The following is a 14,953-nucleotide window of genomic DNA, read 5'->3' on the forward strand; positions in this document are numbered from 1 at the left end:
GCTGGCGGGGTGGACGGGACTCGAACCCGCGGCCTCCGGCGTGACAGGCCGGCGTTATAACCAACTTAACTACCACCCCAGATGTCAGCGTTCCGATCGCCGTGCGGGCAGATGCCCGGCTCCCATGAGCCAATCTTCCTCGCAGCGCCGCATCGATCGACACGGAACTACCGAGGGAGGCTCAGGGAAGCGGCGACTCGGAAATATAAAAGAAAGCTGGCGGGGTGGACGGGACTCGAACCCGCGGCCTCCGGCGTGACAGGCCGGCGTTATAACCAACTTAACTACCACCCCAGACTGACATCATCACAGCTCGCCCAGGCCCTTGACCCAGGAGTGGGCGGGACAGGGGTCGAACCTGCGACCATCGGCTTGTAAGGCCGACGCTCTGCCGCTGAGCTACCCGCCCCGTCGGAGAGGTGCGCGACTCTACTCGCCGAGCAGGTTCCGTCAAGATCTATTTTCGGACGGCCTCCGTCCCTGGCCGATCTGGCCGGGGTTTTCCGCCTGGGGCTGCGCGTCAAGCGCGTGCCGTACGCGTGGCGCGCTCTTCACGCCGCGCGCGCCACGCTCGCCGGTGGCGGACGTCCTCCTCTGTCTCTGTGTCCCGCCGAGCACGGCCATGCCGCGATCGCACCGGACGGACCGGCGGGCAGAGCCGTTGACCGGGCTCGCGCGGCCGTCTCATCGCTACACTTCTAGCGTAAAATTCCTGGGTATCCGCGCTACGCTGTGCGTCAGCGGCGGTGGCCGCGACCATGTGTGGTGGGAGGAGACAGCAACGTATGGCGGAGAAAATCGGCATCCTCGTCGGCTGGGAGCAGTCGTTCCCGCAGGCCTTCCTCGAGAGGTGCAACAAGGTGCCGGGCGTCCGGGCGGAGATCGCGAAGATCGGCGGGACGCCCGAGCGCTTCGAGAGCCCGTACCGGGTGCTCATCGACCGGATCAGCCAGGAGGTGAAGCACTACCGCTTCCACCTCAAGGCGGCGGCGCTCGGCGGGGCGTTCGTGATCAACGACCCGTTCTGGTGGAGCGCGGACGACAAGTTCTTCGGCTACTCGCTCGCGTCGCAGATCGGGATCGCGACGCCGCGCACCGTCATGCTGCCCCAGCGCGACTACATCCCGGCCATCGTCAAGGAGCGCAGCCTCCGCAACCTCGAGTACCCGCTCAACTGGGAGTCGATCATCGACTACGTGCGCTTCCCGGCCATCCTCAAGCCCGCGGACGGCGGCGGCTGGAAGGACGTGTCGGTGGTGCGCAGCCAGGAGGAGCTGCTCGCCGCCTACAACGCCTCCGGGCAGAACGTCATGACCCTGCAGGAGTTCATCGACTTCGACGACTACGTCCGCTGCATCTGCGTCGGCAAGGATCGCATCCTCCCGATCCAGTACGACCCCAAGGCGATCGGCCCGACCGGGCTCCGCGGCTGCTACGTGCAGCACGACGACGAGCGGTGGCTCCCGAAGGCGCTCCACGATCGCATCGTCGAGGACGCGATCAAGATCAACAGGGCGCTCGGCTACGACATGAACTCGGTCGAGTTCGCGATCCGGGACGGGGTGCCGTACGCGATCGACTTCACGAACCCGGCGCCCGACATGCACATCGAGCACCTGCGGGAGCGCTACTTCAACATCGCGGTCGACTGGATGGTCGCGTACGCCGTGGAGTGCGCGCGCGGCGACCGGCGGACGCGCGACGGCTACGCGTGGTCGAGGCTCGTGCGGCCTTCCGTGCAGAAGGTCCGGCTCGGGGCCTCGTCGTGACCGCGGCCCTGGGGCTGCTCGACGGCCAGTTCACGCTGGGCATCGAGGAGGAGTTCCAGATCGTCGACGCCGAGACGCGCGAGCTCCGGTCGTACGTGAGCCAGCTGCTCGAGGGGGGGCAGGGCCACAAGCTCCTGCGCGAGCGGGTCCGCCCGGAGATGCACCAGTCGGTCGTCGAGACGGGCACCGGCGTCTGCCGGGATATCCGGCAGGCGAGGGAAGAGCTGGCCGAGCTGCGCGGCAGCCTCAGGGCGCTCGCGCGGCAAGGCGGGATGCGCATCGTCGCGGCGGGAACGCACCCGTTCAGCGACTGGAAGAAGCAGGAGATCACCGACGGCGAGCGCTACCGGGGCATCGTGGAGGACCTGCAGGACGTCGCCCGGGCGAACCTCATCTTCGGGCTTCACGTGCACGTGGGCGTCAAGGACCGCGAGGTGGCGATGGCCCTGGCGAACCAGGTCCGCTATTTCCTCCCGCACATCCTCGCGCTGTCGACGAGCTCGCCGTTCTGGCTCGGCCGCTCCTCGGGCCTGAAGAGCACGCGCAGCGAGATCTTCAAGCGCTTCCCGCGCACCGGCATCCCGGGGCGCTTCGAGTCGTACGGCCACTTCCAGCGCTTCGTCGACTTGCTCGTGAAGACGGGCTGCATCGACAACGCGAAGAAGATCTGGTGGGACGTGCGCGCCCACCCGTTCTTCGACACGGTCGAGGTCCGGATCTGCGACATGACGACGCGCCTCGACGACACCGTGGCGCTGGCGGCGCTCATCCAGGCCGTCATGGGCAAGCTCTACCTGCTCTACCGGCGCAACCTGGGGTTCCGCGAGTACCGGCAGGAGCTCATCGAGGAGAACAAGTGGCGCGCCGTGCGCTACGGCATCGACGGGCAGCTCATCGACTTCGGCAAGCAGGAGCAGGTCCCCGTCCGCCTCCTCGTCGGCGAGCTGCTCGAGTTCGTGCAGGAGTCGGCGGAGATCTTCGGATCGCAGGGCGAGCTCGAGCGGATCCGGGCGATCCTCGACGAGGGGACGAGCGCCGATCGCCAGCTCGCGGTCTACGCCCGGACGCAGAGCTTCGAGGCCGTCGTCGACGACCTGATCGAGCAGTCCAACCTCGGCCTGTAGGCCCGGGCGCCGGTCGGCGGGGATCGCCCGCGGCGCGGGAGGGCGCCGCGAGGTCCTCTCGGTCCGGTCGCGGGAGCCTCGGGGCGGGCTCGCGCCTCGGGGCGGGCTCGCCGCGGAGCCGGCGTCGACCGCCGCCGCCGCGGGCCTCCCGGCGAGAATTTCTGCTCGCGCGCCGGCTCTGCTACCGTGCGGCCGTGGGAATCGCTCCGCGCCGCTCTGCTTTCGCTCTCTCGGTGGGCTGCCTGGTCGCGCTGTCTGTCGCCGCGGGCGCCGCGGGCTGCGCGTCGACCGAGTACGTCAACGAAGGTCCGGGGCAGCCGACGCCGCGGGCCTCCGGCACGCTGCCCCCCGGCTCGGTGGGCGTCTGCAAGCAGCCGGAGACGAAGCGGCCGCCCATCGTGAGCGAGGAGCTCTGGGCCCACGCGAAGCCGTGCACGCCGCGCACGCCCGCCTCGTACATCCGCCTCGGCTACGCGAAGGACGGCGCGGCGGGCGCCGATCCCGAGGCGGAGCAGCTGGCCGAGCGGGTGCTCGCGGCGCTCACCGAGGGGCCGAAGCCCGACGGCGGCAACAACCAGGTCACGGGCGCGATCCGCGCCGTGCGGGCCTACGCGGCGAGGAAGGACGAGCTGCGCGCCCGGGTCGTGAGGGAGTCGGCCACCGGGCAGACGTGCGACGTGACCTACCTGCTCAACACGATGTCCGCCGCGCGGAGCAAGCTGTCCGGGGGCGAGGCGTGCACCGCGGAGGTGTTCGACCCGGAGACGCGCGCCGACGCGTGCCTCTTCGACACGAAGCGGCCCGAGGGGCTGTGGCTCTCGAGCGGCTGGTCGTGCATGACGTTCACCGGCGCGCTCGGGAACGAGGCGTCCTGCCATCAGCTCTGCGGTTACGACGATTACTGCGCGCGGCAGGTGTACTGCGCGGCCGGCGACGTCAACCTCCTGCTCTGCACGCTCGGCGTCTGCCTGCCGGAGCCGTCCGCCGGCATCAAGTGACCGCGGCCGACCCGCGCTGACCGCGCGGCGCGAGGCCGCCGCGGCCGAGCGTGGAGCTAGTCGGCGAGGAGGGCGCTCAGCCGCTCGAGCAAGCCGCGGAGCAGCTCGCGCGCGCTGCGCAGGAGCGAGCGCCCGTCGCGCAGGAGATCGTGCACCTCGCCGGGAACGGGCAGGAGGCCCGCGCGGGCGGCGAGCGCCGCGCCCGTGACGAGCAGCAGGACCAGGAGCAGGGCCAGGGAGATGCGGCGGCGCCACCTTCGCCGGGCGCGGGGCGCCGGGGTGACCAGGGCCGGAGGCGCGGACGCGACCGGCAGCGCGAGGCTCGCGGGCAGCGACTGGGACGAGGACTTCGGGGGAGGCTCCTCGAGCGAGACGGGCAGGATGCCCGCGAAGGTGGCGGGGAGGGGCGTGTTCCCGGCGGGCGCCTGCTTGCGCCGGTCGCCCCTGATCGAGGACGCGGTGCGGCCTTCCCCCCGCGCCGACATGCGGCTGTCCGCGAGCTGGATCGCGGTCGCGAGCTTCTTCCGGCGCTCGGCAACGATGTCCCCGAGCGTCTCGCGGACGAAGCGGCCGACGTCGCCGTCCGTCACCGGGGTGCCGATCGCGATCGCGATCTGGTCGAGCGTGCGCTGGAACGACGCGCAGTCGTTCCAGCGGTCCGCCGGATCCTTGGCCAGCGCGCGCTCGATGGCGACCGCGAGGTCGAACGGGACGTCGGGCACGAGCTCCCGGAGGGGGACCGGGGCGAACCGCAGGATGTTCTCCATGGTCTTGGCGTCGCTCCGGCCGCGGAACGGGTGATAGCCGCTCAGGGTGGTGTAGAGGAGGACGCCGAGCGAGAAGATGTCGGAGCGGCGATCGACCTTGCCCGAGGTGAGCTGCTCCGGAGAGAGGTACGGGATCTTGCCCTTGAGCTGGCCGACGACGCGCGTCTCGTGCAGCCGGCCCGTGGCCTTGGCGACGCCGAAATCGACGATCTTTACGATGCCGTCGTACGACACCATGACGTTCTGCGGCGAGATGTCGCGGTGCACGAGGTCGACGAGCTTCCCCTCGTCGTCGCGGAGCTCGTGCGCGGCGTGGAGGCCGGCGCAGATGCTCGAGGCGATGCGCAGGAGGATCGGCAGGGGGACGCCGCCGGTCGATCGGACCTGCTTGTTGAGCGTGGAGATGGTGTCGCCGTCGACCCACTCCATCACGATGTAGAGGACGCCGTTCTCGTCGCCGAGCTCGACGATCTCGACCGCGTGGGGGTGCCGGATGCGGGACGCGAGGCGCGCCTCGTCGAGGAACATCGCCTCGAAGGCCGGGTCGTTGCCGATCTCCGGCAGCATCGTCTTGATGGCGACGATCTTCTGGAAGCCGCGGGAGCCCACGAGGCGCGCCGCCCAGACGGCCGCCATCCCTCCACGGGCGACCGGCATGAGGATCTCGTAGCGGCCCAGCGTGTCTCCAGGCTTGAGGTCCGACAAGATCTGCACGCGGTGGTCCTAGAGGGGGAGGCGGAGTTGGGAGGGGTGGGGCTCGAGTGCCGCCTTTACGTTCGTGGAGGCACGCAGCCTCGACGTCTGCCGGAGCGACGCAGCGCCATCGCGCTCGCACGTCACGAAGGAGGTCCTGCGAAGCCAGGGTGCCACGAAGGGGACACGAACCTCAAGTTCGGGCGCGACGGCGGCCGAGAGGAATGATCTCATCGGCTTCCGGGCCGAAGCTCTCGTACCGGATCGGCGCCGCGGCCTTGCCGATGACCGCGGCGATCCGCTCCGGGAACTGCGGCCGCGGCGCCCGGTGGCGGCGCGCTCGGCGCGCGGCTGCTTGACATTTCCCAGCGACGTGCCGCGCGCGGACGCGGCCCTCCTCGCCGCGGCCGGCGGCGCTGCGCGCGGCGCCCGGGGCGCACGAGCGCGGGCGCGGAGCGGGCGTGAAGCGGCCGCGCCGAGCGGCGGCGGCAGGAGCGCGGCGCGAGGTCGGCTCATCGCAGCAGATACTACGCGAGCACGGTCGGGCAGGAAGAATGCAGCGAGCGCCGCTGGGGCGATCGATGGGCGCCTGCAAGAGAACGGCACCGGGCGAAAAGGAATGATTCGTAGCGAAGAGTGCGCCAGAGCGGGCTGGAGACGCGGGCGCGAGAGTCGTGGTACAGGGGAGCGACCTGCTCGACGAGGCCTCATGGAAGCCAATTTGCGCCCGATCCCGCCGCCGCACGACGAAGACGACGAAGACGTGCACTGGGCGCTGTCGACCGCGACCGCCCTGTGGGGGCGCGGCGAGCGTGAAGAAGCGCTGAGGTGGCTGCGCCGCGCCGCGGAGCAGGCCTCGGATGCCAACGCCGACCTGCGCGCCCTCGAGCTCTTCAAGGCGGCCGCGGAGGTGGCGCAGAAGATCGCGGTGACCGAGGAGGATCCGGGCTCGGCCACGGCCACGGACTCGCCGCCGGCGATCGGGAGCGCGCCGAAGACGCCCTTGAGCGCGCCGCCTCAGGCGTCCGGCGCGTCTCCTGCCACGGCGAGCGCGCCGCCGCCGAGGCCGGGCGCGTCGGGAGCCGGGTCCCTCGCGGCGCCGTCGCGACCGCCGAGCGCGGAGGGGGGCCGGGGCGAGCGCAGCGGCCAGAGCGTGCCGCCGGCCCCCGCGTCGCCGGCCGTGAAGCGGTCGCCGTCGGTCCGCGCGCCTGCCGGCGATGCGCCGGCGGGGCCGATGACCTCGGCGATGGCGTCGTCCCGCGACGCCGGCCCGCCGCCCAGGCCCGTCGGAGGGCTGGGCCGCGCGGTGCCGCTCGGGGCGGGGCGCGACCCCGGGGCGGCGAGGTCCGTGGCCGTGCGCGAGGCGACCCCGACGCAGCTGTCGCCCGCCGCGCGCGCGGCGGGCGCCGGGGCGGGGCTCCCGGGGCGTCCCGCTGCCGGACCGCAGGCGCCCGGGGCGGCCGGCCGTCCTGCCGCGATCAAGGCGCGGCCGATCGCCAGCTTCACGGGGCCGACCCACGCGCGGGTATCGTCGACCACGGCCGTGACCGAGGAGTTCCCGGCGGTCAAGCTCCCCGTCGCGGGCGCGTCGGCGGACCAGGAGCCGGGGGAGGGCGCGTCCCGCGCCGAGCCCCAGAGCACGACCGGGGAGCAGCTCGCGGCGGACGGGGAGGCCCCGCCCGATCAGCGCGAGACGGTGCCGACGGCCATCGCGGTGGCCTCGGCGGCGCGGCGGCAGGCGAGCCCGCTGCTCGGCGCGAGCTCGTCGCAGGAGGCGACCGAGCGGCGCCCGCAGCTCTGGTCGGACGACGAGGGCACCACGCGCCGGCCGCTGACCGCGCAGGAGCAGCGGGTGCTCATGGAGCACCGGATCGAGGACCTGGACGAGGAGACGCCGATGCTCGGCCTGGAGCAGGCGGGCGACGGCGAGCCGTCCGCCGCGGCTCCGGCGGATGCGCCCGAGGCGCCCGAGGATCGCGCCGACTGGACCGAGGCCGAGCCGGACGACGAGGACGCGGGCGCTGCCTCTGGGGATCAGCAGGGGGAACCGACGCTGGCCGGGGGGCCTCCGGGGGCGATGCAGGCGCGGCCGTCCGAGGGGGCGGCGGTGGACTCGGCGTGGAGCGATCCGCCCTACGAGGGCGAGTGGCAGGCGCCGCCGCCGCGGCTGCCCGCGTCGCAGATCGAGCCGCTGCCGGCGCTGCGGATCGCGGTGATCGGCATCTCCAGCACGGGGGAGCTCCGTCTCGTCCCGATGGACGGGCGGAACGCTCCGCCGCGGGGGGCGGCGCTCGGGATCCTCGTCCCGCTGAGCCCCGGGGACGGCGAGACGATAGCGCGGCTGCTCCAGCTGCGCGGCTGAGGTGCCGCGGCGCGCGGGCGGCGCGGGCGATCGGCAAGAAGTGGGGCATCCCGGGCGATGGCGGTAGCCTCCGGGGATGCATGACGAACGGACGGCACCGAAGCGCATCCGCGTGACAGGACTGCAGGAGGCCCAGCTGCCCGCGCTCGCCGCGACGGAGCAGGCCTGCACGGCGATGTACCACGAGATCGGCTTCGACGCGGCGGAGGTGCCGGCGCGGACGGTTGCCGACATCATCGCGCTGACGCGGCAGCACGACGTGCGCGTTGCGGAAGCGGACGGCGAGGTGGCCGGCTACCTGGCGTGGCGCGACGAGGCGCCCGGGGTCGCGTACCTGGCGGAGATCTCGGTGCATCCGGACCACCAGCGGCGAGGCATCGCGACGCGGTTGCTGGCGGAGCTCCACGAGCGGGCGCGGGAGCTCGGCATGGAACAGATCGTGCTTAGGGTCAGGGAGCGGGCGAGCTGGGCCCAGGCGTTCACCAAGAAGGCGGGGTTCGCGAAGCTCGGCGATGACGCGCCCGCGAAGGTCCGCGCGTGGCGGAGCGAGCAGGAGACCGCTGGAAGGCCGCTGACCCGAAGCGGCGAGGTCGTGCTCTGGGCGGCGATCCCGCCGAAGGCCGCGGAAGCGCCGGACGAGGACGAGGCGGCCGCGGACGGCTGAGGCTGCGGGCGGCGGCCGGTGGAGGGCCGTCGCAGGCGGGGTGCGCCCGGCGGGCGGGGGCGCGGTGGGGAGGGTCGCGGCCGCCGGGTTCGCCGGTACAGAGCGGGGCGGCGTGCGCCGGTGGGGGCTCGTTCGGGCGGGTTGCGCTCCGCCGGGGGTCGGTCGACGGCCGGCCAAGACGCCCGACGTCGCGAGTTGACATAATGTTTCTTATGCGATCCGGCCACGGTCCTGAGGGCAGGGGGCTGGAGCTCGATTTTGCGGGTGATTTCGGGCACCTGGCGTGGATTTCGGCTTCGCCGCCAACCTCAACCCAGGTCGGCCTCGCCGCCTCGACCTCAACCCGGGTCAGCCTCGCCGCCGACCTCAACCCGGGTCGGCGCTCCAGCGCACCAGGACACCCGTGCGCCACAACGCGCCGCGTCACTGGTCAGCCCTACAGCACCCGAGCGCCCTGCCGGCCCTTCGACCCCAGAGCGCCGCGCTCGAGCCTGAACGACCGCTCAGCCTTTGGGAAGCGGTGGCGTCTCGACGTCGAGGCTGAGCAGCGCGCCGCCGTTCGTCAGCACGAACGCGCGCCGGCCGTACGCGGCCGGCGTCATCGCGATGCCGCCCCCCGTCTCGATGCCGTCGATCACCGCGCCGTCCAGCGGTGAGAACAGGAAGATCCCGTAGCGCGTGGTCGTCACCAGCAGCGCCCCCGCGAACGGCACCGGCGCCGAGATGCCCCCGTCCGGCAAATCCCGCCGCCAGATCGTACGGCCATCCTCCGGGTCCAAGGCCCACAGGCCCGTCAAGCCGGACGACGCGAGCAGCACCTTCCGCTCGGGCACGATCGGACCGCCTCCGCTCCGCGGCGCGTGCGCGGGCTGATGCCACAGCACGAGCTCGGTGACGCCGACCGCCGCCTCGTTCACCCAGGCCCGGGTCCCGTTCTCGGCGTCGAGCGCGAACACCCCGCCCGCGTAGCCCGCCACGAAGACCACGTCACCCGAGGCGATCTGGCCGAAGACCGGCGTGGTGTCCGTATCGAGGTACTTCGGCGTCTGACCGCCCGCGCTCTGCTCGGCCTCGGCCGCCAGATCGACGAGCGCCCACTGCTCGGACCCGTTCTTGAGGTCGTAGGCCATCACGACCCCATCGGAGAACGCGGTGTAGACCTTGTCCCGCCCGAGCGCCGGGCCGGCGTGCCCGGAGATCTCCATCCCGAACGCCGGCGTCCGATGCTGATACCAGCGCATCGCGCCCGTCTCCGCGTCGAGCGCGATCAGCGTGTCGTTCGAGTTCGTCACGTAGAGCACGCCGTCGCGCAGCACCGGCCGCCGCGCGACCTTGGCGTTGGTCATGAAGCGGTAGACCAGCTGGCCATCCGAGGCGCGCACCTTGTAGAGCGCGCCGTCGTTCGAGCCGAAGTAGACCGCGTCCGACGCGGCGTCGTAGAGCGGCTCGCTCTGCACAGGGCCGAGCGTCTCGAACCGCCAGAGGACGTCGCTCGTGTCGGCCCGCACCGCGTACAGGCCGTGATCGCTCGACCCGACGAAGACGCGCCGGTGCGCCGCGTCGATCTCGGGGCGGCCGCGCTCGTAAGCCTCGCCGACCTTGCGCGCCTCGGCCGTGAGCTCGCGGCGCTTCGTGATGCCCAGCGCGCCCCCCGGATGGTGCAGCCAGAGCGGCGCGTCGGGCGCCGCGGCGACGCCCAGGTTGCCGCAGCCGCCGAGCGACGCGAGGCCCAGCCCGAGGAGCACAGCGCCCGCGGCGCGGCTAGTGCGGCGCATCGCCCGCCTTCTTCTCCGCGTTCTCGCGCGCGCGGCGGAGCAGCTGCTCGATCTCCTCCGGCGTCATCGTCTGGCCCTTCGGGCCGCCGAACGCGGCGCGGGGCGGCACGGCGGCCGGGTCGATCTTGCGCAGCATCTCCTCGACGACGGCCTCGAGGAACTGGAAGGAGCGGCCCTCGGTCGAGGGAGCCTGGAGCTTCTCGTGCGCGCTCTTGAGCAGCTCCTTCGCCTTCTCGCTGTCGCCCTTGGCCAGGTGGATCCGCGCCTGGTGGTACAGCGCGAGCTCCTTGTAGCCCTTCATGTCGATCGCCTCGAGCTCCTTGAACGACGCGAGCGCGCCGTCGAGGTCGCCCTTGCCCTCCCGCGCGAACCCGATGCCCTCGATGGCGCGGCCCTTCACGTCGGGATCCGCCCCCGCGAGCGGCGACGAGACCACGGCGCTGTACGCTTCGAGCGCGCGGTCGTAGTCCTTCTTGTCGAGCAACACCCCGGCCTGCCCGAGCTTCGCCAGGAGCGCGGCGCCGCTGCCGCCGTGGTCGTCGATGACCTTGTTGTACGCGGCGAGCGCGGTGTCCGACCGCTCGCCCGCGGACTTGAAGGTCCTCGTGACGTCGAACTCCTTCTCCTCCTCGCTGCGCGTGTCCTCGGCGAGCACCCTGCCCCGATCCGCGGCGACGGCCGACATGAGCGCCGACGTCGAGACCGCGTCCTTCTTTTCGGTGCGCGACAGGTAGAACAGCACGCCGCCGGTCGCGACCAGCGCCGCCAGCACGCCCCACTGGACGACGTGGAAGTTCTTCTTGATCCACCGGCCGGCGCCGGTCGTCATCCGGCTGAGCGCGTCCTCGACCATCTCGCCCGGCAGCAGCTGGACAGGGCGGCGCCCCGCGGCCTGCTCCCGGCGGCGCGCGAGCAGCTCTTTCGCGCGGGCGTTCTTGTCCTTGGGCAGCTCCTCGCCGGCAGCCTTCTTCTTGCGGCGGCGCGCGGTGGCCTCGTCGCGGCGGCGGGCGGCGCGGTTCGGCGCCGCCGGGGCCGCCTCGTCGCTCGCAGCCTCCGCCGGGGGCGCCTCCTCCGGCTCGCCCACGCCGAGCGCCTCGGCGACGCGCTGCGCCGCCTCGTCGTCGCTCTCGTCGGCGCCGGCCTCCCTCGCCGGAGCGCCGCGCGGCGGCCGCGCCGGGGCCGCCTCCGCAGCCCCGCCCTCGTCGCCATCGCTCCGCGTGGCTTCGTCCTTGTCACTCCCCGCGGATTTCTCTTCGGCCTGCTCTCGGTCCTTGTCCGACACGCGGCGGACTCTAGTCTTGCCGCCTGCGGCGTCAATCTGGCCGGTGAGCCGCAGGCGCTTCGTCCGCCGAGCGCGGCGGCGCCGCCGCCTCGTCGCCGGCGCCGCCAGCTGCGCCGGGCGACCAGGGCGCAGGCGGCGGGGGCGGAATCTCGTCGCTCAGAGGCACGACGGCGCACGCCTGCACCTCGACGTTCTGGGTCGCGTACACCACGAAATCGGCGTAAGCGCCCGGCTGCGCGCCCGTCGCGGGCGGCAGCGTCGCGAACGCCTCGGTCGGCTCGCTCCCCGGCGGGATGGCGAGCGTGACCGCGCGCTCCGCGTCGAGCTCCGGCGCGCTCGCCGGGACGATCGACGCGCCGTCCCGCTTCGGCGGCCGCGCGCCGCGCCTGAGGCTGCCGAAGCGCACCTCGCCGGGGCGGCCGTCGTCGGTCCGCGCGCGGCAGAGGACGCGCACGCCCTTGCCGTTGCCCGCCTTCGGGATCACGACGCCGAGCCCCACCCCGCTCTTCGCGAAGCGGCGCAGGCGGCCGAGATCGCGCTCGCGCGGCCCGCCGAGCAGGTCGAGGATGTCGGCCCGGAGCGCCAGCCCGAGCCCGCCGGGCAGCGGATCCGGCGTGCCGAGCATGCGCAGGAGCGGCGCCCGCAGCTCCGGGCCGGCGCCGAGCTTCACGAGGGCCTCCGCGATCGCGACGCGCGCCGTCTGGTACGGCTCCTGGCCGAGCCGCTCGGCGAGCGCCGGCCGCGCGGCGTCCTCGCCGATCGCCGCGAGCGCGGCGGCGGCGTACGGGCGCAGCCGCACGTCGCCGAGCGCGGCGATGAGCGGCGGCAGCGCGGCCTTCACCCGGATCTTCGCGAGCGCGTCGACGATCTCGCGCGCCCGCTCGAACGACGTCGCCTCGCCCGCGCCTTCGCCGCCGTCCTGCTCCGGGCCGCGGACCACCTGCCGCAGCCACGCGACGAGCACGTCGTCGCCGCGGCGATCGCCCGACTCCGCGAGCGCGAGCGCCGCGAGGCGCCGCCACTTGCGATCGGGATCGACCACGAGATCGCGCGTCAGCGGCGCGCCCTCGCCGAGCCGCGTGAGCGCGAGCGCCGCCCACCGCCGCACCTCGTCGTCCTCGTCGCGCACGAGCGCGAGCCGCAGCGACGGCGCTGCCTCGGAGCGGCGCAGATCGAAGAGCACCTCGCCCGCCTTGCGGCGGATCGCGACGTCGGCGTCGTCGAGCAGCGCCGCGACCTCGACCACCGCGTCGGCGTCGCCCGCGATGCCGCGGCGGAGCGCGTCGGGCCAGCCCTTGCCCTCCTTCCTCAGGCCGCGGACCTCGTAGCGCCCGTGCGACGCCTCGACGGCGCGCAGCTCCGACCGCATCGCGCCGAGCTCCGCGGGGCGCAGCGCGGAGATGTCCTGCTGCTGGCGCGGATCGGTCGCCACGTCGTAGAGCGCGCACGCGCCGATCTTGCGCGCGCAGACGAGCCGCAGCGTGCCCTTGGCGAGCAGCGTCTGCGTGTCCGTCTCGGCGAACGCGAAGCCCGGGAGCGAGGGAGGCCCGCCCGGCGGCGCCGCCTTGCCCTGCTCGGCCGCCGCGTCGCCGGCGGCGAGCAGCGGCCCGAGATCGGCGCCGCGCACGCGCGCGGGCCGCGGGATGCCGAGCCCCGCGAGCACCGTGGGCAGCAGATCGACGAGCTGCACCGGCGCCCGCACCACGCGCGGCGAGAGCAGGCCGGGCGCGCTCACGATGAGCGGCACGCGCGCCTGCTCCTCGTACACCGTCGTGCCGTGGTAGCGCCCGCCGTGCTCGCCGAACTCCTCGCCGTGATCGGCGGTGACGATCACCACCGCCTCCGGCCGCTCCTTGCGGATCTCGTCGACGATCGCGCCGACGCCCGCGTCCGCCACGGCGATCTCGGCGTCGTAGCGATCGATGTCGCGATCGCCGAGCGGGTGCTCCGGGTGCGCCTCGTACGGCTCGTGCGGCTCGAAGAGGTGCACCCACATGAACGCGCGCTGCTCCGATCCGAGGCCGGAGAGGTAGCTCCGCACCTGCTCCAGCCGGAGCGCGGCGCTCGCGAACTCGATCTTCTGGTACTCGAAGTCGAGCGCCCGATCGCGCAGCGCGCCGAAGCGCTCGCCGTCGATGAAGAACACCGCCGGCGGGTAGAAGCCCGCCGTCTTGTAGCCGTAGCGGCGGAGGTGCTGCGCGAACGTCTCGGAGTCGTCCCCGAGACCCTGCAGCACGAGCGGGCGGATGTACTTGCCCGTCATGAGCGACGAGACCGCGTACGACGTGTGCGGCGTCGGCGTGTACGCCGCCTCGAAGCGCACGCCCTCGGCCGCGAGGCGATCGAGGTTCGGCGTGATCTTCCTCTCGTAGCCGTACGCCCCCACGTGGTCGGCGCGCAGGGCGTCGATGCTGATCAGCACGACGTCGCGCCCCCGCAGATCGATCGCGTTGCCGCTCGCGCGCTCGTCGAGCGGCGCGGCGTCGAGCGGCTCGGGCGGCGACAGCACGGCGGCGAGCTCGACGACGTGGCCGAGCAGCGGGCCGTGCGAGGCGTAGATGAGCCGGATGTTGTCCGCGAGCGCGAGCCGGTCCGCCGCGCCCGGCGCGAGCGCGGCGCCGAACGCGAAGAGGACGAGGGCGAGCGCCGCGCGCACGAGCCTCGGCGAGCGCCGCTCGCGCCCGTCGCCCCGGCCGGACGGCCGCGTGGGCAGCGCCGGCGTCGCGAAGGTCGCCGCCACGAGCGTGAGCGCCGCGAGCCCGAGGTGGAAGGCGGCGTAGAGGCGCGGCAGGACGCGCACGTTCGCGACCTCGAGCAGGGCGACCGCGCAGACCGACGCGAGGACGAGCCACCGGCCGGCCCCCGCGGCGCGCGCCCGCTTGAGGGCGCGCGCCACGCGCGGCGCCGCCGCGAAGGTCGCGCCGGCGCCGAGGAGCGCGAGCGCCGCGATGAACGGCGCGCGCCGGCCGCCCTCGAACATGCGCCCGGCCGAGACCCCGAAGGCCACCGCGCCGCCGAACGCCCCGGCGAGCAGCGCCGCCGCGACGCGGAACCCCCGGCGCTCGGCGCGCATGGCGATCTCGAGCACCGCGCCGAGGACGGCGGCGCACGGCGCCGCGGCCGCGAGCGTGAGCGGCAGGAGGTCGCGCACGGCGCGGCCGAGCTCGTAGGGCCCGAGCAGCTCGCGCCACCGCAGGGCGCCGACGACCAGGAGCTCGGCGAGCGCGAGCGCCGCGAGCGCGAGGTAGGCGTCCGCCATGCGCCACCCGATCTCGGTCTCGAGCTTGCGCGGCGGGGCGTCGGAGCTCCCGCTCGGGAACGTGGCGCGGCCAGGCGCCGGCGCCGGCGTGGACGCGCGCGCCGGCCCGGACTGCAGCCGCGGCGCCGACGGCGCCCGGTGCCCGGGCGCTCCCGGCGCAGCGCCTGCGAGCCCGTCCGCGGCGGCGGCCGTGTCAGGCCGGCTCCCGTGGGCGAATCGACCGGGGGGCACGGACCCCCCGGGAGGCCGGCCGGCGCCCC

Annotated in this window: 9 protein-coding genes and 3 tRNA genes; 5 read left to right on the forward strand and 7 right to left on the reverse strand. The window is 73.8% G+C overall.

Annotated features, from left to right (window positions below):
* Positions 1–2: 2 nt before the first annotated feature.
* The 3 genes from WMF33_RS21585 to WMF33_RS21595 form a co-directional block, all read right to left on the reverse strand.
* A tRNA-Asp gene (locus WMF33_RS21585) sits at positions 3–79 on the reverse strand.
* Positions 80–217: 138 nt separating this feature from the next.
* Positions 218–294: transfer RNA gene (locus tag WMF33_RS21590), tRNA-Asp, on the reverse strand.
* A 43-nt stretch (positions 295–337) separates the two neighbouring features.
* Positions 338–409: transfer RNA gene (locus WMF33_RS21595), tRNA-Val, on the reverse strand.
* Positions 410–785: 376 nt separating this feature from the next.
* Here WMF33_RS21595 and WMF33_RS21600 point away from each other — a divergent pair.
* From WMF33_RS21600 to WMF33_RS21610, 3 genes are all read left to right on the forward strand, one after another.
* Positions 786–1,769 (forward strand): ATP-grasp domain-containing protein, encoded by a 984-nt coding sequence (locus tag WMF33_RS21600; protein WP_437338911.1) that lies wholly within the window; start codon positions 786–788, stop codon positions 1,767–1,769.
* The gene (locus WMF33_RS21605) at positions 1,766–2,893 is read left to right on the forward strand and encodes a carboxylate-amine ligase (protein ID WP_437338912.1); all 1,128 of its coding nucleotides are present in this window, start codon (positions 1,766–1,768) and stop codon (positions 2,891–2,893) included. Before WMF33_RS21600 ends, WMF33_RS21605 begins: the two co-directional genes overlap by 4 nt.
* A 233-nt stretch (positions 2,894–3,126) precedes the next feature.
* Entirely contained in the window at positions 3,127–3,891 is a 765-nt protein-coding gene (locus WMF33_RS21610; protein WP_061626381.1) for a hypothetical protein, read from the forward strand.
* Positions 3,892–3,947: 56 nt separating this feature from the next.
* Here the strand turns inward: WMF33_RS21610 and WMF33_RS21615 are convergent, their stop codons facing one another.
* Positions 3,948–5,372, reverse strand: coding sequence for a serine/threonine protein kinase (locus tag WMF33_RS21615; RefSeq protein ID WP_437338913.1), 1,425 nt, complete (start codon positions 5,370–5,372; stop codon positions 3,948–3,950).
* 688 nt (positions 5,373–6,060) lie between these two features.
* Here WMF33_RS21615 and WMF33_RS21620 point away from each other — a divergent pair.
* Both WMF33_RS21620 and WMF33_RS21625 read left to right on the forward strand, forming a co-directional pair.
* Positions 6,061–7,713 carry a hypothetical protein gene (locus tag WMF33_RS21620; protein ID WP_437338914.1) on the forward strand — a complete coding sequence of 551 codons (1,653 nt, stop codon included), beginning with the start codon at positions 6,061–6,063 and terminating at the stop codon, positions 7,711–7,713.
* A gap of 112 nt (positions 7,714–7,825) precedes the next feature.
* Entirely contained in the window at positions 7,826–8,377 is a 552-nt protein-coding gene (locus tag WMF33_RS21625) for a GNAT family N-acetyltransferase (RefSeq protein ID WP_437338915.1), read from the forward strand.
* A 503-nt stretch (positions 8,378–8,880) separates the two neighbouring features.
* Here the strand turns inward: WMF33_RS21625 and WMF33_RS21630 are convergent.
* The 3 genes from WMF33_RS21630 to WMF33_RS21640 are packed head-to-tail and all read right to left on the reverse strand — an operon-like array spanning position 8,881 to position 14,924.
* On the reverse strand, positions 8,881–10,152 hold the full coding sequence (locus WMF33_RS21630) for an outer membrane protein assembly factor BamB family protein (protein ID WP_437338916.1): 1,272 nt from the start codon (positions 10,150–10,152) through the stop codon (positions 8,881–8,883).
* A complete protein-coding gene (locus tag WMF33_RS21635; RefSeq protein ID WP_437338917.1) occupies positions 10,139–11,434 on the reverse strand; it encodes a tetratricopeptide repeat protein in 1,296 nt (431 codons plus the stop codon). Before WMF33_RS21635 ends, WMF33_RS21630 begins: the two co-directional genes overlap by 14 nt.
* 31 nt (positions 11,435–11,465) lie before the next feature.
* Positions 11,466–14,924, reverse strand: coding sequence for a sulfatase-like hydrolase/transferase (locus WMF33_RS21640; protein WP_437338918.1), 3,459 nt, complete (start codon positions 14,922–14,924; stop codon positions 11,466–11,468).
* Positions 14,925–14,953: the final 29 nt, after the last annotated feature.

Origin of the sequence: Sorangium sp. So ce394 (assembly GCF_051474665.1) — a bacterium.
GTDB lineage: Bacteria > Myxococcota_A > Polyangia > Polyangiales > Polyangiaceae > Sorangium > Sorangium cellulosum_D.